Source organism: Streptomyces sp. NPDC111656, from assembly GCF_055656965.1.
Genome location: NZ_JBVKCA010000015.1, coordinates 105,738 through 131,097 on the forward strand (window position 1 = coordinate 105,738; position 25,360 = coordinate 131,097).

The window sequence follows — 25,360 nt, forward strand, 5'->3', positions numbered from 1 at the left end:
GTTCACGCGCTGCCACATTTCCGACACATGGGGAATCAGTGAATCCGCGGCGGCTCGACGGCGGCCGGTCGCGATCGCCCGCGTCAGGCCGAGCGCCAACACCGACGCCGACACCGACACCGACACCGACACCGACGGGCACGCGATCGACCAGCACCTTCACCGGGGGCACTCAGTTCCCTCGATCATGTGCACTGAGTGCCACACTTTCCGCGCGATGCTAGGTTCCGTCCATGAGCGAGGAACCCCGTGGCGGGGACACCACCGACACGACGACGGCGAAGCCGCCCATGCGGGACGCGCTGGTCGCGGCGGCCTTCCAGCTGTTCCTGGAGCGCGGGTACGAGCAGACCACGGTCGACGACATCGTCACGCTCGCCGGTGTCGGCCGGCGGTCCTTCTTCCGCTACTTCCCCTCCAAGGAGGGCGTGGTCTTCCCGGACCACGAACGCTGCCTGACCGACATGACGGCGTTCCTGGGCGCCGGCACCGGCGAGGAGGAGCCGGTACGCAGGGTGTGCGACGCCGCCCGGCTGGTGCTGCGCATGTACGCCGAGAACCCGACCTTCTCCGTGCAGCGCTACCGCCTCACCAAGGAGGTCCCCGGCCTGCGCACGTACGAGCTGTCGGTCGTCTGGCGCTACGAGCGCGCGCTCGCGGAGTATCTGCGCGGCCGCTTCGCCGGCCGGCCCGACGGCACGCTGCAGGCCGACGTCATCGCCGCGGCGGTGGTAGCCGCGCACAACAACGCCCTGCGCTCCTGGCTGCGTTCGGACGGGCAGAGCGATCCCGACACTGCCGTGGACCACGCGCTGGGATACGTACAGACCTCGTTCGGCAGCTCCCCCGGAGCCGGTGACGCGCCGACCGCGGAGCAGGAGGACGTAGTCGTCGTGATCTCCCGGCGCGGGGCACCGATGTGGCGCGTCGTACGGGAGATCGAGTCCGCGCTCGGCAGGGAGTGAGAAGCCGAATCGCACCCACTTCCTCAGATGAGGGTACCGAGTGCCTTTACGAGTGGCACTCAGTGCCATACCCTGTGGCTCGTGCGCGGCGTTCCGGGCACCTCAGACTCCGGCCCAGTGCAGGGAGATGACATCGTGTACCCCTCAGGAATCGCCCTTCATCCGGGCGTCGGACCCGCGACGGACATACTCGGCAGCGACTCCGCGCCGAACGCGACGTCGAGCTCGGACGCTCTCCTCTTCCAGCGGTGCCGCTGGTGCGGGACGGCGATGTACCACCGCCTGCTCTGCCCGGTCTGCGCGGGCAGCGACCTGCGGACGGAGACGAGCGCGGGAGCCGGCGTCGTGCGCCACTCCACCATCGTCCACCGCAATACCCCGGCGGCTCGGAACGTCTCCCTCATCGAGATGGCGGAGGGATTCACCGTGCGCGGCCGGGTGATGGGCGCGCCCGCCGACGTCCACAGCGGTGACCGGGTCCAACTCTCCACCGCTCAGGACCCGGTGCGCAGTCAGCCGGTGTTCCAGCTCATCGACGGTCCCTATCGCGGCTGGAGTTGACATGGGGTGGCTGAACGAACCGGTGTGCGCCGCCAGTTCGTCCAGTCACGGCGAGAGAACCCTCAGCCGTACGTGATGTCGGACGTCGCGTACTTGCAGTAGGTGCTGTCGGGGCCGGTCCCGTTCGTGCTCGGCTCGGCCCCCGTGTTGTTGCCGATGTACTTCTGGCAGGGGATGATCTTCTTGCTGGAGTCCCCGACGATCTTGATGGCCTTGAGGGTCGCGCTGTCGCCGTAGTTGGTGTTGATGCCGACGAGCTTGCTTCCCTTGTAGGTGGCCTCGATCCCGTTGAGGTTGATCGCCCGCTTGTACTGCGTCTTGCAGTTGCCGCACGAGCGGACGAACGTACCGAAGGTCTGTACCGCGAAGTTCGAGACGTTCAGCGTTCCGGCGCCGTTGAACTGGAACACCTTGTCGCTGGCTTCCTTCGCGCCGCCGCCCGAGACGGTGTAGACGTTGGACGACGAGGAGCCCAGGAACGTCGCCGCGTCCTCGCCGACGTCCTCCCACCAGACGTTCTGCAGCGTGCAGCTGCCCAGGCAGTGGATGCCGTCCGCGGCGGGGGCGCCGATGATGACGTTCTTCAGAACGGTGCCGGCGGCCAGCTCCAGGATCGGTCCCTGATCCTCGTCCTGACTGCCGGAGCCCAGGTCACCGGTGCCGTAGAGCCGCTTCATCCCGTAGTCCTTGGTACCGGAGACCGAGAGGGTGGCGGAGACGGCCTGACTGCCGTTCGCGGTGGGCCAGGTGGCGGCACTCGCCGGAGACAGGCCACCCTCTGCCATGATCATGACAGCCGACAGGCCGACTGCGGCCAGGGAGCCGGTGAGGGCGCGCCGTCGGGCGCGCGGGCGTGCTGATGAGGTCATGTCCCGATTCCTCCTTCTGAACGAACGTGGGGGCGGTCAGAGCTTGCCGGCGCCCATGCCGGACGCCACCGAGGCGACGACACTCGAGGCGGGCTCGGCGGTGTAGTTGTAGGGCGTGGTGGTGAAGGTAACCACCTGCGAGATCTCGGTGGCGGCTCCCCCGAGGTCGTCGCCGCGCAGGTTGGCGTATCCGTCGATGTCGCTGTCACGGTTGGCCGTGACGGCGCCCGTCGAGCAGACCGTCGTAGCACCACCTTGGCGGTGTCGCCGGTGACGGCCACCTCGAACGCGTCGAGGGTCGAGACCGTGACGGCGGTGGCCATGGCCGGGGCCAGTCTGCGGGTGCGTGCCGGTGGGGGGCGAGTACGCATGCGGGTGCGTCCCTTCGGGAGTGCCGTAGATCACGTACATGAACGATGCACGCCATGGCGAACAGCGCGAGGCACTCATGACACCTGCACGAGAATCGTCAGCTCCAGGGAGTGCGCACATTCCCAGGTGATGCGGCTCGGAGATCTGATGTCTCGCCCATGAGATGCCGGGCGCGGGTCAGGCTGCTGAACGGGAAACGTAAGGGGTAAGCGCTTTCTAGTCAACGCTTCGCGCAGAACACATCCGATCGACTTCCGCACCCCGCCCGGTCGGTGGACACAAGGACGCCGGGCCCGATCCGCGGAGGGATCGGGCCCGGCGAGGCAGTTCGGCCGCGTCGCGACGGGTGGCGCGTCAGCTGAGGCCGAGGTCGGAGAGGGCGGTGGTCCAGTCGTTGATGATGGCGTCCTGGGCGTCGGAGAGCGAGACCGTACCCGCGCAGACGGCCTTCTTGAGCTTGTTCTCGACGGTGTCCTTGTTGGCCGCGGTCTTGGCGCCGTACTGCGGCTCGGGCCAGAGGTTGAGCTCGCTCTTCGGGGCGCCTCCGAGTTCCAGGGGCACGAAGTGGTCTTCCTCGTAGTCCGAGGTGCTGGTGTCGGTGTAGCCGTACGCGACGATCTGCTTCTTCTTGAGGGCGGTGGTGTACGAGCTGGAGGGCCGTACGGTCGCGGTCCAGCCGGAGACACAGATCGTGGAGTCGATGGTGGACTGGGTGACGTCCGGGTTGAGGGCGCCGGGCTGGCAGCTGGGGTCCGGCAGGGGAAGGTACGCCTGGCTGCACGTCGCGGCGTGGGCGCTGCCGGTGGCGACGATCATCCCGGCGGCGGCGAGCGCGAGGGCGGACAGGGAGGTGACGAGGGGGCGGGATATGCGGGACATCGTGGGGGTCTCCCGATGTGGTGCCCGGCAGGAGTTCCGGGCGGTCGTGCGCATGACAGCACCAAGAGCGTCTATGCGGGTAGACCCTTTGACCGGACCGGGAGACGCTTGATTGAAGGTTTGTCCATGACCTGACAGCACCGAATGAAGTCATGGCCTCGGCTTGGTTGTTCAACGCGGTACGGCCGGGCCATGGCCTGGGCGGTCGCCGCCGGCCCGCCTCACACGGTCGGGGCAACCCGCCTCACATTCGAGGGGGCTGTCTCGTCATAGAGGTATGAACTCGAAAATCAGGTACGCCAGTCTCGGCCTCCTGGCCCTGACCGGGCTGTACACAGGCATCTGGGCCTATTGCTCCCCGACGAGCTGGTACGCGAACTTCCCCGGCCTCGGACTGAGTTGGCTGCCCCAGCTGGGCCCCTACAACGAACACCTCACCAAGGACGCCGGAGCCATGTTCCTGGCCCTGGCCGTCCTGACCGTCATCGCCCTGCGCTCCGTACACAACACCCGGCTGATCCAGACCACGGGTGCCGTGTGGCTGCTCTTCAACGTGCTGCACTTCAGCTACCACGTCCAGCACCTCGACATGTACAACACACGCGACCAGATCCTCAACGTGGTCTTCCTCGCCGCACTCATCCTGCTCGCGGCCCTGCTGCTGCTCCCCGCCCTCCCCGCACGACAGGACCGCACACGATGACCCACAACGGCGACAACGGCGACACCGTCGGCGTGAGCGCGAAGGAGGAGCCTGGTATGCGGGTGGCCGTGGCAGGCGGAACCGGACTGGTGGGACGGCACGTGGTCGAGGAGCTCACGGCGGCCGGGCACCACCCTGTGGTACTGGCCCGCTCCACGGGTGTGGACCTCGTGACGGGCACCGGACTCGACGCGGCCCTGGCCGGCGTGGACGCGGTCGTCGACGTCACCAACGTGACGACCACGAGCGCCAAGAAAGCCGTCGCGTTCTTCGAGCGCGTCGCCCACACCCTCCGGGACGCCGGTGAACAGTCCGGCGTTCGCCACCACGTCCTGCTGTCGATCGTCGGGATCGACCGGGTCGGCCTCGGCTACTACCAGGGAAAACTGCGCCAGGAAGACGTACTCAAGAGCGGGCGGACGCCGTGGACGGTGCTGCGCGCCGCCCAGTTCCACGAGTTCGCCCAGCAGACCCTCGACCGCGTCCCGGGACCACTCGCGGTGGTACCCCGGATGCGGAGCCAGCCCGTCGCCGCCCGTGAGGTCGCTCATCACCTCGTACGACTCGTCTCCGCCCCGGCGCAGGGCATGGCCCCCGAACTCGCCGGACCCCGTGTCGAACAGGTCGTCGACATGACAGGCCGGCTGCTGCGGGCCCGTCACCAGCGCCGGCTGCTGCTGCCCGTGAAAATGCCCGGTGCCACCGGCACGGCCATGACCGGCGACGGCCTGCTCCCGACCGGGCCCGGCCCCCGCGGCAGCCAGACCTTCGACGAATGGCTCACCCACCACACGGCTCACCACGCCCATCAGGGAGGATGACGGCCCCGTGTCCACACCCCCGGGACCCGCCGAGGACCCCACCCTCGGCACGCTCATGACCGAACGCCGCCGTCTGCTCAACCTCGGCTACCGCATGCTCGGATCCCTGCAGGACGCCGAGGACGTGGTCCAGGAGACCTACGCCCGCTGGTACGGCCTGCCCGAGGAGGAACAGCGGGCGATCGGCGCGCCGTTGGCCTGGCTGACGCGGGTCGCCTCCCGGATCTGCCTCGACCACCTCACCTCGGCCCGCGTCCGCCGCGAGCACTACACCGGTGAGTGGCTGCCCGAGCCCGTCCGGCACAGTGCCACGTGGACCAGTACAGCCGATGAGGGCGGGGCCGATCCGGCCGACCGGATCACCCTCGACGAGTCGGTCAGCATGGGCATGCTGGTGGTCCTGGACTCGTTCACTCCCGCGGAGCGCGTGGCCTTCGTCCTCCACGACGTCTTCGGCATGCCGTTCACCGAGATCGCCGACACCGTGGGCCGCACCCCCGCCGCCTGCCGCCAGCTCGCCTCCTCCGCCCGTCGACGCATCGTCGACCGACGTACCGGCGGCAGCACCGCACAAGAGCACCGGCGGATCGTCACCGCGTTCCGCCACGCCTGTCAGACCGGCGACCTCGACACCCTCGTCGCGCTCCTCGACCCCGCCGTCGAGTCGCGCAGCGACGGAGGCGGCAAGGTCCGCGCCGCCTTGCGACCGGTCGTCGGCCGGGACAAGGTCGCCCGCCTCTTCCTCGGCCTCATGCGCAACGAACCCGGGGTCGAACTCGTCGAGGAGGACGTCAACGGCACCCCCGGCGTCAGCGTCCGCATCGCCGGTACCACGATCGCCGTCGTCGCCCTGGACATCCACGAGGGTCTGGTCACCGACGTGTGGATGGTCGTCAACCCCGACAAGCTCCATGCCTGGACCGGCTATGAAACCCCCTGAGGAGCGGCCCTCGGACGAGGGGCCGCAGTTCTCCATGAACTCCCTGCCCGTACAGGTGAGTTGTCCCGGAGCACTCCGGGACCGTTCTACGGGTGACAGGGACAGGGACACGGACACAAGGGGGTGAGGGCCCGGCGGTGGCCGGGCCCTCACCCCCTCCTCACGTGGTCAGGGAGATGCGAATCCCGACCGTGCCGTCCGTGCCCCGCCGCAGACGGCTGCCGAAGAGGGTGAGACGGCCGAGGATGCCGTACTTGCCGGCGATCAGCCGGCGGTAGCGCGCGGTGGCGGCCGGGTCGAGGACCTCCGCCGTGGCGGGGACCTGCTCGCCGGTCGGATTGCCGCGCACGTCGCACGGACCCACCAGGACGTCGGCCCGGTTGCGGATCCGCTTCACCTTCCAGGAGTCCGCGCTGGTCCAGGCGCCGAGCGCCGCACCGTCCCGGACCACCCACACGGGCGTCGCCACCCCCGTACCGTTCTTGCGGTAGCTCGTGATCAGCAGGAACTTGCTTGAAGCGAGCGCGTCCAGTTTCGTCTCGTCCATGCCGGGAGTCTAAGCAGTCACGGCCGGGAGTCCACGCCGCCCGTTCAGGACAGCTGGCCGTTGTAGTCCGGCAGCTTGAACGTGCGCTCGGCGTGGCCGCCGACGAGGTCGGAGTCGTTGTTGCCGACGTTGGCGATGATCGTGTAGCCCCGCGACTCGATCTCCGCGCGCTTGCCGGTCTTGTAGGCGCTGACCTCTTCGAACAGATCGGGCAGGTCGCGCGTGTAGAGGCCGGAGACCGGGTAGCCGACGCTCGTCAGGTTCCACTGCGTCAAGGAGGAGATGATGCCCGGACGTGCGCTGATGAAGAAGATGTCGACGCCGCGGGAGCGCGCGTAGCGGGCGAGGTCGAGCGAGGGCTTGACCGCCGGGGTCGGCAGTTCGTACCACGGGTGGAAGTCCGTTTCCAGCGTGGTGTTGTCGATGTCGAAGACGAGGGCCAGCTTCTGCCCGGCGGCGTTCGCGGTGCGCTGCTCGACGTAGGGCCGTGCCTGGTCGATGACCGCCTTGACGTCGCTCTGCCAGGTGGCGTAGTCGACCGCGGCCGTCGTCGCCGTCGCGCTCACCACCGTCTGGGCCGGAGCCGCGGCGGCGGTCCCCGCAGCGGTGACCGTCCCCCCGATGCCCAGCGCCACGACCGCCGAGACCGCGCCGATCCGGCGCCCCACACCGCGTCCTGTCATGCTCGTCCCCTTTTCATGTCGGAGCGGCGAGGTGCCTCGACCATCGCCGCTGGACAGATGATCGTGCCTAAGGATGTACAAGAAGGGAAGACGAAGTTACTGATCGGTAGAAGAACTCGTGGCCGCCGTCCTCCCCTCCGACGCGGGGTGGCACTCGGTGTCATCCCGTGTGAGCCTGGGTTCGGGGGTGGTGGGCCGCGATGTCTGGCACACGGAGAGAGGTAGCTGGGATGGACGCACCGAACATCGTGATCGTCGGCGGCGGGTTCGCCGGCGTCGAGTGCGCACGCGGACTCGAGCACGCCCTTCAGCCGGGTGACGCCCGGATCACCCTGGTCAGCCCCACCGACTACCAGCTCTATCTGCCGCTGCTGCCGCACGTCGCCGCCGGTGTCGTCACCCCGCAGTCCGTGGCCCCCTCGCTGCGCCGGATCCTGCGCCGCACGACGTTCCTGCCGGGCGGGGTGATCGGCGTGGATCCCGCGTCCAAGAGGTGCGTCGTACGCAAGATCACGGGGGAGTTCGTCGATCTGTCGTACGACTACTTGCTGCTCACGCCGGGCAGCGTGACCCGCACCTTCGACATCCCCGGTCTCCTCGACGAGGCACGCGGGATGAAGACGCTCGCCCAGGCGGTGTATCTACGTGACCATGTGATCGCCCAACTCGACCTGGCCGCGGCCACGTCGGACGAGGACGAGCGGGCGGCACGACTGCAGTTCGTCGTGGTCGGCGGCGGATACGCGGGTGCCGAGACCGCGGCCTGTCTGCAGCGCCTGACCACCGCCGCGTCGAAGCGCTACCACCCGCGCCTGGATCCCGGGCTCATCAAGTGGCACCTGGTGGACGTCGCCCCCAAGCTGCTCCCGGAGCTCGGTGACAAGCTCGGGGCGAGTGCGCTGCGCCTGCTGAGCGAGCGCGGCCTGGAGATCTCCCTCGAGACGACCGTCGCCTCGGTCACGGAAGGCAAGATCACCCTCACGGACGGCCGGGTACTGCCGTCACGGACACTGGTGTGGACGGCCGGTGTCGCGGCGAGTCCGCTGGTCGACTCACTGGGCGCGGAGACCGTACGCGGCCGGGTCCTCACCGAGCCGGACTTCAAGGTGCCGGGCCTGGACGGGGTGTTCGCGCTGGGCGACGCGGCCGCCGTGCCCGACCTGGCCAGGGCCGACGGTTCCTACTGTCCGCCGACCGCCCAGCACGCCGCCCGGCAGGGCCGGCACGCGGCGAAGAACCTGGCGGCGCTGCTGCAGGGACAGCCCACGACGCCGTACAAGCACAAGGACCTCGGCCTGGTCGTCGACCTCGGCGGCCACCACGCGGTGTCCAAGCCGCTCGGTATCGGTCTCAAGGGCGTGCCCGCACAGGTCGTGGCCCGTGGATACCACCTGTACGCGCTGCGCACGGGCACGGCACGGTTCCGTACGGCCGCCAACTGGTTCCTCAACGCGGTCGCGGGCGACGACTTCGTGCGCACCGGCTTCCTCGCCGACCGGAAGGGGACCCTGCGGGAATTCGAGCACACCGACAAGTACCTGACGCCGGAGGAGGTCGCCGCCCGCCTGAGCCGCTAGGGCCCGTCCGGCGGATCATGCCGCGGACGCGGAGCCGTTCAGGAGGGCGAGGTAGCGGCGGGCGAAGAGGTAGGCGTCACCCGGCCAGCGAGCCGAGAGATAGCGGCCGTCCTCGACGACGAACGCGTCCGTGTCGTCGGTGGCGGTGCCGCGCCGGGTCAGGGTGCGGGGGCCGCGTACGAACTGCGTTCCCGGGTCGGCGAGGGCCGCCCTGACCTCGTCCTCGACGTACGCGGGATAGGTGCGGTAGTAGCGGCCGAGGCGCCAGGCGGTGGTGAAGTAGGCCGTGCGTTCCATGTATGTGGGCAGGCAGGTCGTGCGCCGGTCGGCCAGGACGCTCCGGCCGGTGGTGAGGTCACGGGCGCGGGCGAGCACCAGGACGCCGTGGCAGATCGCGCCGACGGGCCGTCCGAGGACCCAGAAGCGGGCGATCTGCTGGTGAAGCGCCGTCGAGCCGAGGTACTGCCGCATGCCGGGTGCGTGTCCGCCGGGCAGCAACAGGCCGTCGTACTGCTCGATGTCGACCTCGGCCCAGGAGACGGTGGAGGTGAACTCCGGTGACCTCGTGAACTGCTCGTAGAACCGCCGGGGTTCCTCGGCGGCGCCCAGTTGTCCGAAGAGCACCCCCCTCAGCAGCCGTGGGTCCGCCGCCGGCCGGGTGCCCGCGTGCTCGGTGGCGAGCACCACCTCGTGCCCCGCATCGGTGAGGATCCGCCAGGGAACGGCCACTTCGGTGACGTCGAAGTCGCGGTCGGGGACCGGCATCAGCACGCGCATGCGCCCATCATGGCAGGCCCCGGGGTGGCCATCGGTACGGCTGACAGGAGAGTGACAACTTCCCTTTCCCGTTGGCTTGTTGACGCCTACATTGCCGGTCGACACGTCATCGCAGAGAAAAGCCCAGGAGCTGATTCCGTGCCCGAGAACCCGGCCGCCTCGCAGCTCCCCGCCGAGGGAGTGCTCAGCCGGATCATCACGACCCGCCCGCACACGGCCCGGATCTGGAACTACTGGCTCGGCGGCGGCGACTACTACGAGGTCGACCGGGCGGCCGGGGAGCGGATCCGCCAACTGCACCCGGGCATCGGCGACTACGCGCGGGCGGACCGGCTGTTCCTGGGACGCGCCGTACGCCATCTGGTCACCGCGTGCGGAATACGCCAGTTCCTCGACATAGGCACCGGCCTGCCGACCGCGGACAACACGCACGAGGTGGCGCAGCGGCTCGCGCCGGACGCCCGGATCGTCTACGTCGACAACGACCCGCTGGTCCTGACGCACGCCCGCGCCCTGCTCACCAGCACCCCCGAGGGCCGCACCGACCATCTCGACGAGGACCTCCGCAATGTGGACGCCATCCTCGAACGCGCCGCGAGGACCCTGGACTTGAGCGAGCCGGTCGGGCTGATGCTGCTCGGGGTCGTCATCTTCATCGGCGACGACGCGGAGGCGTACGACATCGTGCGCCGGCTGCTGGAGGAGCTGCCCTCGGGGAGCCATCTGGTCCTCTCGCACACGATCACCAGCCCGGCGATGCCTGACGTGGACGCCGCCGTCTCCTACTGGAACCAGCACGGCACGCCCTGCATCACCCAGCGCACTCCCGAGGCGGTCGCCCGGTTCTTCGACGGTCTCGCTCTCCTGGAGCCCGGTGTCGTCTCCTGTTCGCGCTGGCGTCCGCAGCCGACGGACGGGGACGAATCGGCGGAAGTGGCCATGTTCGGCGGGGTGGGCCGCAAACCCTGAACCGCAGAACGGCCGGGGGTGAACGCGAGGGCACGGGCGCACGTATGGAAGGAGGGCTCAAGACCGCAGCCCCGGCGGCGTCGACGCCGCACCGTACGGCTTCGGGAGCCCATGCATGAGGCACGCACGACGACGGATCGTCCGACGGGGGGCGCGACTCGCGGCCGTCGGCGGGGTCCTCTGCGGAGGGTTGATGGTGACGCACGCCATGGCGAGCGAGCCGTCCGCCGCGTCACGTGCTCCCCAGAGCGCCACCCTGGCCGCCGCGGGCAAGGGCGCGGGGCTGGTGTCGACCCTCGGCACCTCGCGTACGGCGGGCAGTTGGATCGCTGCCGACGGGCACCCTGTCGTCGCGGTGACCGACTCGGCCGCGGCGGCCGAGGTGAAGGAGGCGGGCGCCCGACCCAAGGTCGTGAGCCACAGCATGGAGGACCTCAGTTCCGTGACGAAGGCGCTGAAGGCGGCGCCACGCGTCGCGGGCACCGCCTGGGCCATGGACTACGTCCACAACGAGGTGGTGGTGCAGGCCGACCGCACCGTGTCCGCCTCCGACTGGTCCCGGATGAAGAAGCTCGCCGCGAGCATGGGCAGTTCGGTCCGCATGGAGCGGACCGAGGGCACGTTCACCACACGGCTCAACGCCGCCCTGCCGATGTTCTCGACCGGCGGGCGCTGTTCGGCGGGTTACAACGTGACCAATGGGCGCAACGAGTTCATCCTGACGGCCGGGCACTGCGGGCCGGCCGGGTCCGTCTGGTTCGGCGACAATCAGGGCGCCAAGCAGCTGGGGCAGACGGTCACCACGGCGTTCCCCGGCAGCGACTTCTCCCTCATCCAGTACAACAACGGCCAGAACGACACCGGGAACAACGTCGTGTCGATCGGGGGCGGCAAGGGCGTCCAGATCATCGGCACCGCCGATCCGACGGTCGGCCAGCGGGTCTTCCGCAGCGGCAGCACCAGTGGTCTCCACGACGGTGAGGTGAAGGCGCTCAACGCGACGGTCAACTACCCCGAGGGCACCGTGACCGGTCTGGTCGAGACCAACGTGTGCGCCGAACCGGGCGACAGCGGCGGTCCGTTGTTCTCGGAGGGCATCGCGCTCGGCGTGACCTCGGGGGGCAACGGAGACTGCACCGCGGGCGGTACGACGTTCTTCCAGCCGATCACCAAGGCACTCACGGCGCTCGGGGTGAAACTGACCGGACCGGGTGCGGCCGCCCAGGGCGCGGCGGGAGGAGCAACCGCCCAGTCCTCCCCCGCCCCCGCGTCCTCGCAGGGCGCGGCCGTCGTACCCGGATCCGCCGCGCCCGGCTCGGTCCAGGCGGTCGGGTCGGGCGCCTCCGAGCCGCTCCTTGCCCGCCTCACGGACCCGCAGAACATCGGTCCGGGGCTGCTGGTCATCGCCGGCAGCATCATCGCGCTGGTCGCCACGCGGTACATCCGCACGGAACAGGATCGCAACCGCTACCGGCGGCAGTACTCGCAGAGTTGGGGCTGAGGCCGGACGGCGGACGAGGGGACGGGGCGGAGACTCGCGACCAGGAGTCACGCCCCGTTCGTCACGGAGCCGCGGGGCGGCCGAGCGGGCTCACGCCGCCTGTGTGGGCGACTGGGGGGCGGCTTCCGCCCACTCCAGGACGAGCCGCTGATACTCCCGCCGCTCCTCCATGCTCAGCGTCCCACCGGCCCGGAACCACAGGGCCCGGATCTCCTCGTTGACATCGGCGGCGGACCGCACGGAGTCGGTTTCAGGAGTGGTGGACATGGTGTGAAGCATACGGGCCTTGGCGTGAAGGCGCTGTGAGTAAAGGTACGCCTTACGACATTACGGACCGTGAACCTGATCACTCGTCCGACGTGGGATCACCTTCCGCACCTGCTCACCGTCTCTCCCCCGTCCCCAGCACCAGCACCTGAATGGCCAGCACCGCGGCCCCGCGCGCCCAGTCGTGGAAGTCGGAGACCTTCGTCTGCAGATCGACCGGATCGGCCTGCGGGTGGCGGTATGTGAGGATCGTCTCCTCGACGACCGGGCCCGCCACGTCGACGAGTCCGACGCCCTCTCCGGCGAGCAGGATCTTCTGCGGCATGGCGAAGTTGGCGATCTGTGCGACGAGGGTGCCGAGCGCGCGGGCCGCCTCGTCGAGGACGCGGGCCGGCAGCGGGTCACCCGCCGCGGCACGAGCGAGGATCTCCTCGTAGGTCAGGTCCTCGCCGGTGGCGGCCCTGACCTGGTAGCGGATGCTGGGGATGGTCAGCAGGGAGATGGCGCTGCCGCGTTCCCCTTCGGGGGTGAGGGGGCCGTACGGGTTCACGATCCAGCGGCGGCCCACGCCCCGCCCGTCCTCGACGGAGGCGACCCGGCTGCCGCCGAGGACGAGGCCGTAGCCGATCCCGGCGCCGATGGTGAGGACCACGAAGCGGTCGAGTCCACGGCCGGCGCCGAACCAGGTCTCGGCCTCCACGAGGGCGGCGACGTCGTTCTCGACGACCACCGGCAACCCGGTGCGCGATGCGACGAGTTCGGCCAGCGGGACGTCCGTCCAGCCGAGGAAGGCCGACTCGGCGACGACCGATCGTTTCTCGACACGGCCGCCGACTCCGATGCCGATTCCGGCCGGCGTGGGAAGGGATGGGGTGAGTTCCTCGGTCATCTCCGCCAGCAGGTCGGCGACTTCGGCCGGGGTGTGGGTGGTGAGCGGGCGGTCGTGACGCGCCACGATGTCGCTGCGCAGGGTGGTGACGACGCCGTAGACCATGTCCTCGGTGATTTTGAACCCGATGAAGGAGCGGGAGTCGGCGACGATGTCCAGGGGCTGTGAGGGACGCCCCTGCCGTACTTCCGCGCTCTCCCCCTCCCCCGACTCGGCGGCCTCGATCAGCAGGCCGGTCTCGATCAGCGGTTTGGTCAGTCGGGTGAGGCTGCCCGCCGACAGGTTCAGACGGCGCGCGAGCTCGCTGCGCGACAGCGGCCCGTGCACGAGCACCTCGATCGCCACCGCACGCTCACCCGGACTCAGCGGCAGCCAGCCGACGGCGGCACGTGTGGTCATGAGGATCGGACTCCCACAAGATTTTCTTTCGCATCGGAATTAACGACATCACTCTATGGCGCGGCAGTTCGCCGGAAAAGTTGCGCACAGGACTCTTGACGCCTTGATTGTTCCGCATCAAAAGTAAATGAGTCCAGGACGAGCCCGACCCGTGAAGTCTCCACCAGTGAAGGATGTTGCTCAGATGACGTTCTCTCTCGGCATCGTCGGCGCCGGCCAGTTCTCCGGCCAGTTCGCGAAGCTGTTCCTCGCCCACCCCGGCGTCGCCGATGTCCACGTCACCGATCTGCTCCCCGAGCGGGCGGAGGAACTGGCGGCCGCCGAAGGGCTGTCGGGCACCTTCCCCTCGTACGAGGCGATGCTGGAGTCGAAGGCGGTGGACGCCGTCGCGATCTTCACCCAGCGCTGGACCCACGGGCCGCTGGTGCTCCAGGGACTCCGGGCGGGCAAGCATGTCTACTCCGCGGTGCCGATGGCCATCACCCAAGACGAGATCGCCGCGATCATCGACGCGGTACGGGCGACCGGACTGACGTACATGATGGGCGAGACCAGCCAGTACAACCCGGCGACGGTCCACGCCCGCAACCAGATCGCCGAGGGCGCCTTCGGGCGGCTGTTCTACGCCGAGGGCGACTACGTCCACGACATGGATCTCGGGTTCTACGAGGCGTACCAGTACAGCGGCGGCGAGAACTGGAAGGCGACCGCCAGCTATCCCCCGCTCCTCTACCCGACGCACTCGGTGGGCGGGGTGCTCGGCGCCTGGCGGACGCACGCGGTCAGCGTGTCGGCCATCGGGGTGCGCGACGAGCGCGGGGACGGGGTGTTCGACAAGGAGGTCAGCCAGTTCGGCAACGACTTCTCCAACGCGACGGCGCTGTTCGAGGTGGCGGGCGGCGGCTCGTTCCGTACGAACGAGTTCCGGCGGGTCGGCTATCCCTCGCACATCCGGGAGTCGCGTTTCCGGTTCTTCGGGACCGACGCCAGCATGGAGCAGCTCGCCACGGTGAGCTTCTGGCAGGACAAGAAGGGGGTGCAGGACATCACGGAACTGCTCGAGCCCAAGCCGACGATGGCGCCGGACGATCCCTCGCTCCAGCACATCGCGCCGGCGCTGCGGGCCGCGTTCACGTCCGGGTCGGCGCCCGTGCACGACCGGGCGCGGCTACCCCGGGAGTTCGACCACCTGCACAACGGGCACGAGGGCAGCCACCACTTCCTGGCGGACGACTTCGTGACCGCGGTCAACACCCGGACGCTCCCATCGGTGAACGCGTGGGTCGCGGCCCGCTACACCCTGCCGGGCATCGTCGCGCACGAGTCCGCGCGGCAGGGCGGGGTCAGGCTGGAGATCCCGGACTTCGGGGACGCGCCCGGGGCATGAGGTCCCCGGGCGGGGCCGGGTGCCGTCAGGTGCCCGGCTTACGGCCGTAGACAAAGACGTCGTCGCCGTTCTTCAGCAGCGACCAGTACTTCTTGGCGGTGGTCGTGGTCATGTTGACGCAGCCGTGCGAGCCGGGCGGGTTCCACATGCTCAGGCCGACCGAGTGGAAGGCCTGGCCGCCGTCGAAGAACTGGCTGTAGGGCATGGGCACGTTGTAGATGGTCGAGACGTGGTCGATGTCCCGCCAGTAGATCTTCTTCAGACCGGTGCGCGTCTCGTACCCGTTGCGTCCCGTGCGGACCGGCACCGGACCGTAGACGAGCCTGCTGCCGTCCTGGATCCAGCTGAGCTGGAGGGTCAGGTTGACGCAGGCGATGCGGCCCTTGTTGACGGGACACTTGCCGTCCTTGTTGGGCTTGTTGCCGACGGCCTTCTGCTTGTTCATCAGGTCCATCACGCCCCAGGTGACGGACCCGGCGTAGCCCGCGTTCGGGGTGATGCCGTGCTTGGTCTGGAAGGCCTGGATCGCCTTGCAGTCGGCGGTGGACTGCCGGCCGTCGACCGGTCGGCCGAGGAACTTCTCCACCTGCTTCTGGTACGGGCCGGTCTGTGTCGTGCAGCTCGCGGCCTGCGCGGGCGCCGTGCCCAGCGCGAGCGTCAGCGGCGCGACCAGTCCGGTGATCCCCAGAGCGACGGCTCCCCGTCTGCGTATGTCCCCCATGTCAGGCCCTTCTGTCTGCGTGTTCCCGGGTGTTTCCCTCGTTCTCCGCCTGCTAGACCCGCGTCGGGTCGCAGGCGTTGTACGGCTGTCCGGTCTGCGACGAAACGGTGACATTGGGCGCAGTCCAGTTACCTCGGATTGGACCGGGCCGCGGGTGCGCAGCCCGATCTACGCTGCGGCCATGCACCGCACACTCGCCGACGATCTCTCCCGGCTTCCCGAGCTCCTGCAGTCCGCCCGTGACTTCGCCGCCGGGGAGGTGGACGGACTCGACGGGCGTCCCGTCGCCCACCCCGGCAAGGTGCCCGACCCCGAGCCCCTGCCCGCCGAGGGACACGGCGCGCAGGGGGCGCTGAGCCGGTTCGCCGAGCGCTGGGCGCCCGGATTCTCCGGTTCCGCGGGGCCCCGCTACCTCGGTTTCGTCACCGGCGGCGCGACACCCGCCTCGCTCACCGGGGACTGGCTGACCGGCGCGTACGACCAGAACGTGTCCGGCGGCGGCGGATCGTCGGCGAGCGCGCTGGAGCGGGAGACGGTGGGCTGGCTGCGCGAGCTGTTCGGACTGGGCGAGGCGCACAGCGGGGCGTTCGTGACCGGCGCGTCCGTCTCGAACACGGTCGGTCTGGCGATCGCGCGGGAGTGGCTCGGCGAGCGGCTGGGCGTGTCCGTGTCACGGGAGGGCGCCGCCGCGCTCGGACCGGTCGACGTCCTGTCCGGCTCCCCGCACTCCAGCGTCACCAAGGCACTGTCGGTGCTCGGCATCGGCCGGGACCGGCTGCGGACGGTGCCGGTGCTGCCCGGGAACCGTGAGGCCGTCGACGTCGAGCGGCTCGCCGCCGCCCTCGAGGCGCTCGACGGGCGCCCGGCGGTCGTCGTGGCGAACGCCGGAACCGTGAACACCGTCGACTTCGACGATCTGCGGGCCATCGCCGGGCTCAAGGAGCGGTACGACTTCTGGCTGCACGTGGACGCGGCGTTCGGCGGCTTCGCCGCGCTGTCACCGTCGTACGCGCATCTCGTCGACGGGCTCGACGCGGCCGACTCCGTCTGTGTCGACCTGCACAAGTGGCTCAACGTCCCCTACGACGCGGCCGTGCAGTTCACGCGCCGCCGGGACCTCCAGGTCCGGGTCTTCCACAACGAGTCCCCGTATCTGGGCCTGCCGACCGGCGACCCCGACTTCCTGCACCTCACCCCGGAGAACTCGCGCCGGCTGCGGGCGCTCCCGGCGTGGTTCTCGCTGATGGCGTACGGACGCGAGGGGCATCGCGAGATCGTCGAGCGGAACATCGCGCTCGCCCGGCTGCTGGGCGAACGCATCTCGGACGTACCGGAGTTGCGGCTCCTGGCGCCCGTCCGGCTCAACGTCGTCTGCTTCACCCTCGCGGACGAGCCCACGCGGGAGCGGGTGCACGCGCTGGCGGCGGCGGTCGCGGCCTCGGGCGAGGCCTACGTGACGCCGACCGTGTACGCGGGGACTCAGGGACTGCGGGCCGCCTTCAGCAACTGGCGTACGACCAAGGCCGACACCGAGAGGGTGTTCTCCGTCCTACGGTCGGCCGCCCTCACGGCCTGACCGCGCTCCGGAAACCCGTGTTGACCGCGGTGAGGCCGCCGTCCACGCACAGCGTGGTCCCGGTGATCCATGCCGCGTCCCGGGAGGCGAGGAAGGCGACGGCTGCCGCGATGTCGTCCGGCTCACCGACCCGTCCGAGCGGATAGATCCCCGACGCCTGGGCGAGATCGCCGTCGCGGCCCTCCCACGCCGGGGTGCGGACCGTGCCCGGCGCGACCAGGTTGACCCGCACACCACGAGGGGCCGCGTGCCCCGCCAGGGTGCGGGTGAGGGACATGAGGCCCGCCTTGGCCGCGCTGTAGGCATGGTTGCCGAAATCCTGGATGCCGTTCACCGAACCGATGTTGACGATGGCGCCCCGGCCCGAGGCCACCAGGTGCGGGAGGGCCGCGCGGCTGCAGCGGTACGCGCCGGTCAGGGTGAGGTCGAGGTCACGCGCCCACACCTCGTCCGGCTCGTCCTCGAAGAGCGGAGCATCGGGAGAGCACCCGTACGCGTTGTTGACCAGGACGTCGAGCGAGCCGAAGGAGTCCACGGCGTACGCGACGGCCGCCTCCACCGCCGCCCGGTCCCCCACATCACACGCCAACTCCTCGGCCCGCGCCCCCAGTTCCCGGATCGCGGCGGCCGTCTTCTCCGCCTCGGCCGGGTCCACGTCCGTCACGAGCACCCGAGCGCCCTCCTCGGCCAGCCGGCGGGCGGTGGCCGCGCCGATGCCGCGGGCCGCGCCCGTGATCAGAACTCCGTATCCTTCAAAGCGCCTCATGACAGATACCGTGCGCCCATGTCCGCGTTCATACAACAACTTCCGGCGCTGATCGGCGTGGTCATCGGTGCCCTCGGCTCGTATCTGGCGATCGTGCGAGGCGATCGGGCCCGCTTCCGTCGGGAGCAGACGGCCCGATGGGAGGAACGACGGCTCGCTGTGTACGCCGACTACGCGCGGTCGCTCAAGAAGAGCGTCACTCTGACCTACCGGGTGGCGTCATACCTGGGCAACGACCCGCACCCGCACCCCTTGTCCCCGCAGGAGGCCGAGCCGCTGCTGGCCGAGGCCACCCTCGCGCGGGATCCGTCCGGGGAGACGCTGATCCTCCTCGGCAGTCCGGAGGTGGTGGAGCGGGCCCGGGCGTGGGTGGTCAGGGTGATGGAGATGGAGCAGTTCCTGCGCGAGGGGACGCGTGACCCGCAGGCATGGCAGACCCTGTTGGAGCGGCAGCGCGCCGGGCGCGAGGGCTACTACGCGGCCGTGCGGGAGGATCTGGTGCTGCCCCCGGGCCACTCCGCGCGCTGGCCGCTGTCGCCGGTGCCTCCCACCTGAGCTCACCGGTACCCCGTCACATCCGCCGGCCTGCCATCGTCCTGGACCTCGACGAGATAACGCCAGGCGTCGGGCCTGCTGCCGTCGCGGTCGGTGAAGCCGTACTCGTGGGCGAGCTGCCCGCTGGAGAGCGAGCGGCCGTTCCAGCGCGCGACGTCCGGGTCGGCGGCCAGCGCGGCCACCGCACGGCCGACGTAGAAGGGCGTCTCGGAGATGGCGAAATGCGGGACGCGCTCGAGTGCGTCCCTCCAGTTCTCCTCGCTGACGTCGAAGGTGTCGAGCATCATCTCCGAGCGCAGCCAGCCGGGGGTGAGCGCGAGGGCGGTGGCGCCGCGCGGGCCGAGTTCGTGGCCGAGGGAGAACGCCATGCGCAGGACGGACGCCTTGGCAAGGTCGTAGAAGAAGGAGACCCGGTAGGTGTCCCGGTTGTACTCGGCGGTGCCGTCGGTCATCTCGACGACGAGGCCGCCGGGGGTGCGCAGCAGCAGGGGCAGTGCGTGGTGGCTGGTGATCGCGTGCGTCTCGACGGCCCGGCGCAGCAGCCGAAGGCCCTGGTCGAGGTCGGTCTCCCAGAGCGGGGTGTCCCACTCGAAGTGTTTCTCGCCGCCCCAGACGTCGTTGACGAGGACGTCGAGGCCGCCCTGTTCGTCCGCGATGCGGGAGACCAGGGCCTCGACCTCGGCGGGGACCAGATGGTCGGTGGGCACCGCGATGCCGACGCCTCCGGCCGCGGTGACCAGGTCCGCCGTGTCCTCGATCGTCTCGGGGCGGTCGTACTCGGAACGCCGTTCGCGCGTGCTGCGTCCGGTGACGTAGACGGTGGCGCCGGCCGCGCCGAGCTCCACCGCGATTCCCCGGCCCGCTCCGCGGGTCGCTCCCGCGACCAGTGCGACCCTGCCGTCCAACGGCCCTGGCATGTCCGACCTCCGTGCTCGTGGCGTTCACGGGCTGCCTTCACCCGTGTGTCCCCACGAGAGTCCCTCGGAAGCCGGACATCTCCTGTCGTGATTCGCTGGTGTGTCGCGACCGGCCCGGCCCGGTCAGTGACCGCGCTTGATCCACTCCTCCAGATGCGGGGACTCGGCACCGATCGTGGTCGAGTCCCCGTGTCCGGTGCGGACGACCGTGTCGGCCGGGAGGGTGAGCAGGCGCTCGCGGATCGACTCGACGATCGTCGGGAAGTGGGAGAAGGAGCGCCCGGTGGCTCCGGGCCCGCCCTGGAACAGCGTGTCACCGGTGAAGACGGCGCCCAGGCCCGGGTCGTAGAGGCAGACCGCGCCCGGGGCGTGACCGGGCGTGTGCAGGACGGTCAGGTCCGCGCCGGCCGCCTCGATCACCTGCCCGTCCTGCAGCCAGGCGTCGGGGAGCCGGTCGGGGTGGGTCTGCTTCCACAGCTGCAGATCGTCGGGGTGGAGCCAGATCGTGGCGCCGGTGCGCTCGGCGAGGGCGGGCGCGGCGTCGATGTGGTCGTTGTGGGCGTGGGTGCACACGATGGCCAGCAGCCGCCGGTCGCCCACCGCCGCGGCGATGGCGTCGGCGTCGTGCGCGGCGTCGATGACGATCGCCTCGTGGTCGTCGCCGACGATCCACACGTTGTTCTCGACGTCCCAGGTGCCGCCGTCGAGCGAGAACGTGCCCGAGGTGACGAGGTGCTCGATCCGGGCGCTCATCACAGCACCACCACCGAACGCAGCACGTCACCGTGGTGCATCCGCTCGAAGGCGGCCTCGATCCCGTCGAGGGCGATCGTCTCGCTCACGAACGCGTCCAGGTCCAGCCGCCCCTGGAGGTGCAGGTCGATGAGCATCGGGAAGTCGCGGGAGGGCAGGCAGTCGCCGTACCAGGACGACTTGAGGGCGCCGCCGCGTCCGAAGACGTCGAGGAGCGGCAGTTCGAGCTTCATCTCGGGGGTGGGTACGCCGACGAGGACGACCGTGCCGGCGAGGTCGCGGGCGTAGAAGGCCTGCCGGTACGTCTCCGGGCGGCCGACCGCGTCGATGACGACGTCGGCGCCGAAGCCGCCGGTGAGTCCCTGGATCGCCTCGACGGGGTCGGTCGAGGTGGAGTTGACGGTGTGGGTCGCGCCGAGCTTCGAGGCGGTGGTGAGCTTCCGGTCGTCGATGTCGACGGCGATGATCTTCGCGGCGCCGGCCAGCCGGGCCCCGGCGATCGCGGCGTTGCCGACGCCGCCGCAGCCGATGACGGCGACGGAGTCCCCGCGGCCGACGTTGCCGGTGTTGATGGCGGCGCCGATGCCCGCCATCACCCCGCAGCCGAGCAGACCGGCGACCGCCGGGGAGACCGCGGGGTCGACCTTGGTGCACTGTCCGGCGGCGACCAGGGTCTTGTCCGCGAAGGCGCCGATGCCCAGGGCCGGGGACAGTTCGGTGCCGTCCTTGAGCGTCATCTTCTGCTTGGCGTTGTGCGTGTTGAAGCAGTACCAGGGTCGCCCGCGCAGACAGGCCCGGCACTGTCCGCACACCGCACGCCAGTTGAGGACGACGAAGTCGCCGGGAGCCACGTCCGTGACGCCGTCGCCGACCGACTCCACGATCCCGGCCGCCTCGTGGCCAAGCAGGAAGGGGAAGTCGTCGTTGATGCCGCCCTGCTTGTAGTGCAGGTCGGTGTGGCAGACCCCGCATGCCTGGATCTTCACCACGGCCTCTCCCGGCCCCGGATCCGGCACGACGATGGTCTCGACGCGCACCGGTTCGTTCTTGCCCGGGGCGATCACGCCACGTACTTCCTGCGCCATGGTGGTGAACCCTTCCGTAGATCGACGTTCGTCAACCGACCCTACGGTGTGACCCGCCGGTAACCGACCGGTAGAACGCCAGGTGGCGTGCGGCCGCCTCGGTCCAGGTGTGGCGTGCGGCCAGCTTCCGGCCAAGGGCGGCGCGTACCGGATCGTCCGAGGTGAGGGCGTGGCCGAGCGCGGTGGCGAAGGCCTCCGGCGTGTCCGCGAAGCGGGCGGCGGACCCGAAGACCTCACGCGGGACGGGCAGATCACGGACGACCAGGGGGACGCCCGCGGCGAGCGCCTCCATCGCGGCGAGTCCGAAGCCCGGACTGTCCGGTGCCCACCACCAGGACCGCTCCGTCGGGGAGCCGGTCGGGGTTGCGGTAGCGGGAGGAGTGGATCTGCTCGATCGGGCCGGGCAGCCGCTCGGCCACCCGGGGGACGGCGGGCGTGTGGTGGGGGCCGGTGGCGACGACCACCTGGTCGTCGGTGAACTCGCCCCGGGTGGTGGTGAGTTCGATGACTCCTCCGCGCTCGCGCAGGCAGTAGCTGACCGACAGTCCCGCCTGGCCCCCACCGACGACGGCCACCGGATAGTGGGCCCCCACGAGCCGGGGGCTCACCCTGTGCTCCTGAGTTCGGGCATGAAGTCCTCCAGCGAGGCATAGAGGAGGAGAGGTGGTGGCACCTCGGCGCTGCTTGTGAGAACCACTTCAGCCAGCACGGGTTGACGGATCAATTCATCCGGAACATAGAGGAGTTACCGAACCCGCACTCGTTGCCTGGCCGGCAATCAACCGTCGGGCAGGGCGAGGACGAGGGCGATTCACGCGATCAGGACGGGCGGCCCCGGACAGGGACGAGCGCCTCGGCGACGTGCTGGACGGAGGAGCCGCGCAGGTAGGGCTCGACGGGCACGACGTCCGCGAGATCCTGCCCCGCGGTGGCACCCCCCGGTGGCGCGCGGCACCGGGTCGAGGGTCGCGCCGATGGCGAGCACCACGCCGGGCGGCCCCTCACGGACGACCCCGAAGCCGCCGGTCGCCGCGCGCGGCTCGGACGAGTGGCACATGTGGAGGTACACCCGGTCGCCGTGGGCCACGGCGTCCAGGACCGGCGGCCCCACCTCGTCGAGGCCATGCCCTGGAGATCGGGCGGGTCGGCGACGGACGTACGGCGCGGCGGCCGAACTCGCGCTGATCGGGAGGGTGGCGACGCTTCTCCCGGCGACCGGCCGTCGGCGACCGCGTGAGCGGCGCGGGGCCGACGTGAGCCGGGCCCACAGCCGGGCCCCCGGTCGCGGGCCCGGGAGGAGCCGCCTAGCGTGGAACACGTCCGGGGCGGGGGACGGCACGGCGGACGTGGGGGTCGTCCTGTTCTTCGGAGGTCCCCCCGTGGGTACCGTCTCGTTCCTCCTCGTCGTGGTCGTCCTGACGGCCCTGGCGTTCGACTTCACCAACGGGTTCCACGACACGGCCAACTCGATGGCGACGTCGATCGCCACCGGGGCCCTGAGACCGCGCGTGGCCGTCGCCGTCGCGGGAGCACTGAATCTGGCGGGCGCGTTCCTGTCCACGGAGGTGGCCAAGACCATCTCCGGCGGCATCGTGGACGACGCCAAGGTCTCCCTGGTGATGATCTTCGCCGGGCTGGTCGGTGCTCTCCTGTGGAACCTGCTGACCTGGCTCGCCGGGCTGCCGTCGAGTTCGTCGCACGCGCTGTTCGGCGGGCTGATCGGCGCGGTGTGGGTGGGCGCCGGCGGATCCGCGGTGCAGTTCGGAGCGATCATCGAGATGATCCTGATCCCCGCCGTCGTCTCGCCGCTCGTCGCCTGTGTCGTGGCCCTGCTGGCGACCTACTTCGCGTACGTCATCACCCGGCGGACGGCCCCCGACCAGGCGCGGCGTGGATTCCGACGGGGGCAGGTCGGTTCGGCGTCGCTGGTGGCGCTGGCCCACGGCACCAACGACGCGCAGAAGACCATGGGGGTCATCACCCTGGCCCTCATCTCCACCGGGGCGCTCGCCCACGACTCCGCACCGCCCTGGTGGGTGGTACTCCTCTCCGGAATGGCGATCGCGCTCGGCACGTACACGGGCGGGTGGCGCATCATCCGCACCATGGGCAAGGGGCTCACCGACATCGAGGCGCCGCAGGGCTTCGCGGCCGAGACCAGTGCGACGGCCGTGATTCTCGCCTCGTCCCACATGGGATTCCCGCTGTCGACCACGCAGGTGTGCACCGGCAGCATCCTGGGCGCGGGCCTGGGCCGCAGGCTGGCCCAGGTGCGGTGGGGGGTGGCCGGGCGCATCGCGCTGTCCTGGCTGCTCACATTGCCCGCGGCGGCGGCCGTCGGCGGCGCGGCGGCCTGGACCGCCGGCCACGGCACCGCGGGCGTGGCCCTGGTGGCCGCCGTCGCGGCCGCGGCGGCGGCCGGGTTCTGGGCCCTGTCGCGCCACCGGCCGGTGACTCCGGACAACGTCAACGAACAGCCCGCCCGGCCGACCGAACGCGTGGAACAGCCTGCGGCGTGAGAGCCGACCGAACGTCCCATCCTGACCCACCGTGTCCCGTCCCGTCCGGCAGTGAAAGGAGGCGCGGCGATGGACATCCACTGGGCCGCCCTCGGTGGTGTGGTCGGTGTGAGCCTCGGGATCACGCTGCTCACGGTCGTGTTGTTCTCCCTCGGTGTCGCCGCCCAGCCCCGTGGCGACGGCGCAGGCCACGGCGGAGAACGCTCCCGCGGCGCCAACCGGACGGCCACCGTGGCAGCGCTGCTGTGCTTCGGCGCGTGCCTGGCGGTCGCCATCTACGGGCTCACCCTGATCATCGGCGGCTGACGTCCGTCGTACCCGGGGCACCATCCGTGCGGACCTGAACTGCACGAGACGGCCAGGGCGTTGTCCGTGGTGGCCGGCAGGATCGCCGACATGAGGGACCTCATGGACGGCTGACGAGGTTCCCGCCCGCGTCCGAGGACGTGTTGCTCGCCGGGATGTGGGAGCGGGCGCTGCAGCTGGACGACGCGTCGTGGCACGCGAGTCCTCCGGGACGGTACGCGTCGAGCCGCTCGGAGCGTGTGGGGCGGAGTTCGTCGACGCGTTCCGCCGGCTGCTCGGGGAGACCTGCATGGTGTATTTCCCGAGGCTCACGGCCGACCCGCCTCCGACGAGGTGCGCGAGGCGGCGGACGAGATCCTGCGGCAGGCGGGGGGCGGCACCTTCCGCTGCGCCGCCGAAGACCCGTTCGGGCGTGCCGTGGAAGAGGCACGGGAGTCGGCACGCTGGGGTGACGGGGACGCGGCCTGGCGTATTCCGCGCGCCGCACTGCCCGAGTGGCGCCCGATCGGCCCCGAGCACCTCACGCCGGTCGGCCTGCGCGCCGACCCGCTCCTCGGCCCCTTGAATCACCCCGGAGCGGGGCCGGGAACTGCTGGCCACTCCCGCGCCGGGCAGCGGGGCGACGCACCGGCTCCCGCAGCCGACCTGGATCCGCCGGGCCTGGCGTGGCTGGCGTGGCTGGCGTGGCTGGCGTGGCTGGCGGAAGGCGATCCCGGCAATTTCCTGGTGTCGTAACGCTTCGTCCTCGCGCGTTTCCCCGGCAACCGCACCATGACGTGGGAGGACGAGACGCCGGCCACCGTCCCGGTGTCTTCCATCCGTCCGTCGCGAAGAACGGCGAGGAGCGGTACGCGTTCTGCACGCGGCCAGGGTGGAAGCGGTGGGCGAGGGCGACGGTGCGGGAGTCGCCGGTGCGCCGGGAGGTGTCGAGGATGCGGGCGCCGTGGCCGGTGCCGACAACGGCCTTGCGGAGAAGGGGAGATCGGCCCATGGAGGGGCTATTTCCGGTGTCCGCGCGGGGAGTCCCGGTGACCCGATTCTTGTCCCGCGCGGGCA

At 70.4% G+C, this 25,360-nt stretch carries 28 protein-coding genes and 1 pseudogene; 14 read left to right on the top strand and 15 right to left on the bottom strand.

What is annotated here, in order from left to right; genetic code table 11:
- Positions 1–290 precede the first annotated feature (290 nt).
- Positions 291–965, top strand: coding sequence for a TetR family transcriptional regulator (locus ACZ7M3_RS35670; RefSeq protein ID WP_472069135.1), 675 nt, complete (start codon positions 291–293; stop codon positions 963–965).
- Positions 966–1,097: 132 nt separating this feature from the next.
- Complete coding sequence (locus ACZ7M3_RS35675; protein WP_472069137.1) at positions 1,098–1,526, top strand: Zn-ribbon domain-containing OB-fold protein; 429 nt, start codon at positions 1,098–1,100, stop codon at positions 1,524–1,526.
- A gap of 62 nt (positions 1,527–1,588) precedes the next feature.
- Here ACZ7M3_RS35675 and ACZ7M3_RS35680 read toward each other — a convergent pair whose 3' ends face one another.
- The 3 genes and pseudogenes from ACZ7M3_RS35680 to ACZ7M3_RS35690 form a co-directional block, all read right to left on the bottom strand.
- Entirely contained in the window at positions 1,589–2,395 is an 807-nt protein-coding gene (locus tag ACZ7M3_RS35680; RefSeq protein WP_472068883.1) for a pectate lyase, read from the bottom strand.
- 36 nt (positions 2,396–2,431) lie between these two features.
- Positions 2,432–2,620: pseudogene (locus tag ACZ7M3_RS35685) on the bottom strand (pectate lyase family protein); the annotation flags it as partial.
- Positions 2,621–3,121: 501 nt separating this feature from the next.
- Positions 3,122–3,646, bottom strand: coding sequence for a hypothetical protein (locus ACZ7M3_RS35690; protein ID WP_472068885.1), 525 nt, complete (start codon positions 3,644–3,646; stop codon positions 3,122–3,124).
- 277 nt (positions 3,647–3,923) lie between these two features.
- Here ACZ7M3_RS35690 and ACZ7M3_RS35695 point away from each other — a divergent pair, with 277 nt between their 5' ends.
- Genes ACZ7M3_RS35695 through sigJ form a run of 3 tightly spaced genes read left to right on the top strand, consistent with a single transcriptional unit; the run spans position 3,924 to position 6,110 of the window.
- The gene (locus ACZ7M3_RS35695; protein ID WP_472068887.1) at positions 3,924–4,349 is read left to right on the top strand and encodes a hypothetical protein; all 426 of its coding nucleotides are present in this window, start codon (positions 3,924–3,926) and stop codon (positions 4,347–4,349) included.
- Positions 4,346–5,170 carry an SDR family oxidoreductase gene (locus ACZ7M3_RS35700; RefSeq protein ID WP_472068889.1) on the top strand — a complete coding sequence of 275 codons (825 nt, stop codon included), beginning with the start codon at positions 4,346–4,348 and terminating at the stop codon, positions 5,168–5,170. The genes ACZ7M3_RS35695 and ACZ7M3_RS35700 overlap by 4 nt, the downstream gene beginning before the upstream one ends.
- 55 nt (positions 5,171–5,225) lie before the next feature.
- A complete protein-coding gene (gene sigJ, locus ACZ7M3_RS35705) occupies positions 5,226–6,110 on the top strand; it encodes an RNA polymerase sigma factor SigJ (RefSeq protein WP_472069139.1) in 885 nt (294 codons plus the stop codon).
- Positions 6,111–6,270: 160 nt separating this feature from the next.
- On the opposite strand, the gene ACZ7M3_RS35710 is transcribed toward sigJ, so the two are convergent.
- The gene (locus ACZ7M3_RS35710) at positions 6,271–6,657 is read right to left on the bottom strand and encodes a PPOX class F420-dependent oxidoreductase (protein WP_472068891.1); all 387 of its coding nucleotides are present in this window, start codon (positions 6,655–6,657) and stop codon (positions 6,271–6,273) included.
- Positions 6,658–6,701: 44 nt separating this feature from the next.
- Positions 6,702–7,340, bottom strand: coding sequence for an HAD family acid phosphatase (locus tag ACZ7M3_RS35715; RefSeq protein WP_472068893.1), 639 nt, complete (start codon positions 7,338–7,340; stop codon positions 6,702–6,704).
- Between the two features lie 230 nt (positions 7,341–7,570).
- Here ACZ7M3_RS35715 and ACZ7M3_RS35720 point away from each other — a divergent pair, with 230 nt between their 5' ends.
- Entirely contained in the window at positions 7,571–8,917 is a 1,347-nt protein-coding gene (locus ACZ7M3_RS35720; protein ID WP_472068895.1) for an NAD(P)/FAD-dependent oxidoreductase, read from the top strand.
- Between the two features lie 15 nt (positions 8,918–8,932).
- Here the strand turns inward: ACZ7M3_RS35720 and ACZ7M3_RS35725 are convergent, their stop codons facing one another.
- Positions 8,933–9,694, bottom strand: a complete 762-nt coding sequence (locus tag ACZ7M3_RS35725) for a type 1 glutamine amidotransferase domain-containing protein (protein WP_472068897.1) — start codon at positions 9,692–9,694, stop codon at positions 8,933–8,935.
- Between the two features lie 138 nt (positions 9,695–9,832).
- Here ACZ7M3_RS35725 and ACZ7M3_RS35730 point away from each other — a divergent pair, with 138 nt between their 5' ends.
- Positions 9,833–10,663 (top strand): SAM-dependent methyltransferase, encoded by an 831-nt coding sequence (locus tag ACZ7M3_RS35730; RefSeq protein ID WP_472068899.1) that lies wholly within the window; start codon positions 9,833–9,835, stop codon positions 10,661–10,663.
- Between the two features lie 115 nt (positions 10,664–10,778).
- Complete coding sequence (locus tag ACZ7M3_RS35735; RefSeq protein ID WP_472068901.1) at positions 10,779–12,164, top strand: S1 family peptidase; 1,386 nt, start codon at positions 10,779–10,781, stop codon at positions 12,162–12,164.
- Positions 12,165–12,254: 90 nt separating this feature from the next.
- Here the strand turns inward: ACZ7M3_RS35735 and ACZ7M3_RS35740 are convergent, their stop codons facing one another.
- Both ACZ7M3_RS35740 and ACZ7M3_RS35745 read right to left on the bottom strand, forming a co-directional pair.
- On the bottom strand, positions 12,255–12,443 hold the full coding sequence (locus ACZ7M3_RS35740) for a hypothetical protein (protein WP_060896602.1): 189 nt from the start codon (positions 12,441–12,443) through the stop codon (positions 12,255–12,257).
- A gap of 103 nt (positions 12,444–12,546) precedes the next feature.
- Positions 12,547–13,719, bottom strand: a complete 1,173-nt coding sequence (locus ACZ7M3_RS35745; RefSeq protein ID WP_472068903.1) for an ROK family protein — start codon at positions 13,717–13,719, stop codon at positions 12,547–12,549.
- Between the two features lie 184 nt (positions 13,720–13,903).
- Here ACZ7M3_RS35745 and ACZ7M3_RS35750 point away from each other — a divergent pair, with 184 nt between their 5' ends.
- Entirely contained in the window at positions 13,904–15,106 is a 1,203-nt protein-coding gene (locus ACZ7M3_RS35750; RefSeq protein ID WP_472068905.1) for a Gfo/Idh/MocA family protein, read from the top strand.
- A 25-nt stretch (positions 15,107–15,131) separates the two neighbouring features.
- Here the strand turns inward: ACZ7M3_RS35750 and ACZ7M3_RS35755 are convergent, their stop codons facing one another.
- Positions 15,132–15,827, bottom strand: coding sequence for a L,D-transpeptidase family protein (locus ACZ7M3_RS35755; RefSeq protein WP_095850847.1), 696 nt, complete (start codon positions 15,825–15,827; stop codon positions 15,132–15,134).
- Positions 15,828–16,008: 181 nt separating this feature from the next.
- On the opposite strand from ACZ7M3_RS35755, the gene ACZ7M3_RS35760 reads away from it, so the two are divergent.
- Positions 16,009–17,403: a pyridoxal phosphate-dependent decarboxylase family protein gene (locus tag ACZ7M3_RS35760; RefSeq protein ID WP_472068907.1), complete on the top strand. Its 1,395-nt coding sequence runs from the start codon at positions 16,009–16,011 to the stop codon at positions 17,401–17,403.
- Here the strand turns inward: ACZ7M3_RS35760 and ACZ7M3_RS35765 are convergent.
- Positions 17,393–18,169 (bottom strand): SDR family NAD(P)-dependent oxidoreductase, encoded by a 777-nt coding sequence (locus tag ACZ7M3_RS35765; RefSeq protein WP_095850848.1) that lies wholly within the window; start codon positions 18,167–18,169, stop codon positions 17,393–17,395. The two genes, ACZ7M3_RS35760 and ACZ7M3_RS35765, sit on opposite strands and share 11 nt — an antisense overlap.
- Positions 18,170–18,187: 18 nt before the next feature.
- Between ACZ7M3_RS35765 and ACZ7M3_RS35770 the strand changes: the two genes are divergently transcribed.
- Positions 18,188–18,724, top strand: a complete 537-nt coding sequence (locus tag ACZ7M3_RS35770; RefSeq protein WP_472068909.1) for a hypothetical protein — start codon at positions 18,188–18,190, stop codon at positions 18,722–18,724.
- A 2-nt stretch (positions 18,725–18,726) separates the two neighbouring features.
- Here the strand turns inward: ACZ7M3_RS35770 and ACZ7M3_RS35775 are convergent, their stop codons facing one another.
- From ACZ7M3_RS35775 to ACZ7M3_RS35795, 5 genes are all read right to left on the bottom strand, one after another.
- Positions 18,727–19,641, bottom strand: coding sequence for an SDR family oxidoreductase (locus ACZ7M3_RS35775; RefSeq protein ID WP_472068911.1), 915 nt, complete (start codon positions 19,639–19,641; stop codon positions 18,727–18,729).
- A 123-nt stretch (positions 19,642–19,764) separates the two neighbouring features.
- Positions 19,765–20,394 carry an MBL fold metallo-hydrolase gene (locus ACZ7M3_RS35780; protein WP_472068913.1) on the bottom strand — a complete coding sequence of 210 codons (630 nt, stop codon included), beginning with the start codon at positions 20,392–20,394 and terminating at the stop codon, positions 19,765–19,767.
- Positions 20,394–21,479, bottom strand: a complete 1,086-nt coding sequence (locus ACZ7M3_RS35785; protein WP_075028203.1) for an S-(hydroxymethyl)mycothiol dehydrogenase — start codon at positions 21,477–21,479, stop codon at positions 20,394–20,396. Before ACZ7M3_RS35785 ends, ACZ7M3_RS35780 begins: the two co-directional genes overlap by 1 nt.
- A gap of 31 nt (positions 21,480–21,510) precedes the next feature.
- The gene (locus ACZ7M3_RS35790) at positions 21,511–21,771 is read right to left on the bottom strand and encodes a hypothetical protein (RefSeq protein ID WP_472068915.1); all 261 of its coding nucleotides are present in this window, start codon (positions 21,769–21,771) and stop codon (positions 21,511–21,513) included.
- Positions 21,731–22,087, bottom strand: coding sequence for a SidA/IucD/PvdA family monooxygenase (locus ACZ7M3_RS35795; RefSeq protein WP_472068917.1), 357 nt, complete (start codon positions 22,085–22,087; stop codon positions 21,731–21,733). The genes ACZ7M3_RS35790 and ACZ7M3_RS35795 overlap by 41 nt, the downstream gene beginning before the upstream one ends.
- A gap of 771 nt (positions 22,088–22,858) precedes the next feature.
- On the opposite strand from ACZ7M3_RS35795, the gene ACZ7M3_RS35800 reads away from it, so the two are divergent.
- From ACZ7M3_RS35800 to ACZ7M3_RS35810, 3 genes are all read left to right on the top strand, one after another.
- Positions 22,859–23,998 carry an inorganic phosphate transporter gene (locus tag ACZ7M3_RS35800; protein WP_472068919.1) on the top strand — a complete coding sequence of 380 codons (1,140 nt, stop codon included), beginning with the start codon at positions 22,859–22,861 and terminating at the stop codon, positions 23,996–23,998.
- Positions 23,999–24,067: 69 nt separating this feature from the next.
- The gene (locus ACZ7M3_RS35805; RefSeq protein WP_472068921.1) at positions 24,068–24,304 is read left to right on the top strand and encodes a hypothetical protein; all 237 of its coding nucleotides are present in this window, start codon (positions 24,068–24,070) and stop codon (positions 24,302–24,304) included.
- 333 nt (positions 24,305–24,637) lie between these two features.
- The gene (locus tag ACZ7M3_RS35810; RefSeq protein WP_472068923.1) at positions 24,638–25,039 is read left to right on the top strand and encodes a hypothetical protein; all 402 of its coding nucleotides are present in this window, start codon (positions 24,638–24,640) and stop codon (positions 25,037–25,039) included.
- Positions 25,040–25,360 lie beyond the last annotated feature (321 nt).

Excerpts from the sequence above, each read along its gene's own strand:
- ACZ7M3_RS35670 (WP_472069135.1), top strand. The coding sequence starts at position 291 with ATGCGGGACGCGCTGGTCGCGGCGGCCTTCCAGCTGTTCCTGGAGCGC.
- ACZ7M3_RS35680 (WP_472068883.1), bottom strand. The coding sequence starts at position 2,395 with ATGACCTCATCAGCACGCCCGCGCGCCCGACGGCGCGCCCTCACCGGC.
- ACZ7M3_RS35690 (WP_472068885.1), bottom strand. The coding sequence starts at position 3,646 with ATGTCCCGCATATCCCGCCCCCTCGTCACCTCCCTGTCCGCCCTCGCG.
- ACZ7M3_RS35695 (WP_472068887.1), top strand. The coding sequence starts at position 3,924 with ATGAACTCGAAAATCAGGTACGCCAGTCTCGGCCTCCTGGCCCTGACC.
- ACZ7M3_RS35700 (WP_472068889.1), top strand. The coding sequence starts at position 4,346 with ATGACCCACAACGGCGACAACGGCGACACCGTCGGCGTGAGCGCGAAG.
- sigJ (WP_472069139.1), top strand. The coding sequence starts at position 5,226 with ATGACCGAACGCCGCCGTCTGCTCAACCTCGGCTACCGCATGCTCGGA.
- ACZ7M3_RS35710 (WP_472068891.1), bottom strand. The coding sequence starts at position 6,657 with ATGGACGAGACGAAACTGGACGCGCTCGCTTCAAGCAAGTTCCTGCTG.
- ACZ7M3_RS35715 (WP_472068893.1), bottom strand. The coding sequence starts at position 7,340 with ATGACAGGACGCGGTGTGGGGCGCCGGATCGGCGCGGTCTCGGCGGTC.
- ACZ7M3_RS35720 (WP_472068895.1), top strand. The coding sequence starts at position 7,571 with ATGGACGCACCGAACATCGTGATCGTCGGCGGCGGGTTCGCCGGCGTC.
- ACZ7M3_RS35725 (WP_472068897.1), bottom strand. The coding sequence starts at position 9,694 with ATGCGCGTGCTGATGCCGGTCCCCGACCGCGACTTCGACGTCACCGAA.
- ACZ7M3_RS35735 (WP_472068901.1), top strand. The coding sequence starts at position 10,779 with ATGAGGCACGCACGACGACGGATCGTCCGACGGGGGGCGCGACTCGCG.
- ACZ7M3_RS35740 (WP_060896602.1), bottom strand. The coding sequence starts at position 12,443 with ATGCTTCACACCATGTCCACCACTCCTGAAACCGACTCCGTGCGGTCC.
- ACZ7M3_RS35745 (WP_472068903.1), bottom strand. The coding sequence starts at position 13,719 with ATGACCACACGTGCCGCCGTCGGCTGGCTGCCGCTGAGTCCGGGTGAG.
- ACZ7M3_RS35750 (WP_472068905.1), top strand. The coding sequence starts at position 13,904 with ATGACGTTCTCTCTCGGCATCGTCGGCGCCGGCCAGTTCTCCGGCCAG.
- ACZ7M3_RS35755 (WP_095850847.1), bottom strand. The coding sequence starts at position 15,827 with ATGGGGGACATACGCAGACGGGGAGCCGTCGCTCTGGGGATCACCGGA.
- ACZ7M3_RS35760 (WP_472068907.1), top strand. The coding sequence starts at position 16,009 with ATGCACCGCACACTCGCCGACGATCTCTCCCGGCTTCCCGAGCTCCTG.
- ACZ7M3_RS35765 (WP_095850848.1), bottom strand. The coding sequence starts at position 18,169 with ATGAGGCGCTTTGAAGGATACGGAGTTCTGATCACGGGCGCGGCCCGC.
- ACZ7M3_RS35770 (WP_472068909.1), top strand. The coding sequence starts at position 18,188 with ATGTCCGCGTTCATACAACAACTTCCGGCGCTGATCGGCGTGGTCATC.
- ACZ7M3_RS35775 (WP_472068911.1), bottom strand. The coding sequence starts at position 19,641 with ATGCCAGGGCCGTTGGACGGCAGGGTCGCACTGGTCGCGGGAGCGACC.
- ACZ7M3_RS35780 (WP_472068913.1), bottom strand. The coding sequence starts at position 20,394 with ATGAGCGCCCGGATCGAGCACCTCGTCACCTCGGGCACGTTCTCGCTC.
- ACZ7M3_RS35785 (WP_075028203.1), bottom strand. The coding sequence starts at position 21,479 with ATGGCGCAGGAAGTACGTGGCGTGATCGCCCCGGGCAAGAACGAACCG.
- ACZ7M3_RS35790 (WP_472068915.1), bottom strand. The coding sequence starts at position 21,771 with ATGGAGGCGCTCGCCGCGGGCGTCCCCCTGGTCGTCCGTGATCTGCCC.
- ACZ7M3_RS35805 (WP_472068921.1), top strand. The coding sequence starts at position 24,068 with ATGGACATCCACTGGGCCGCCCTCGGTGGTGTGGTCGGTGTGAGCCTC.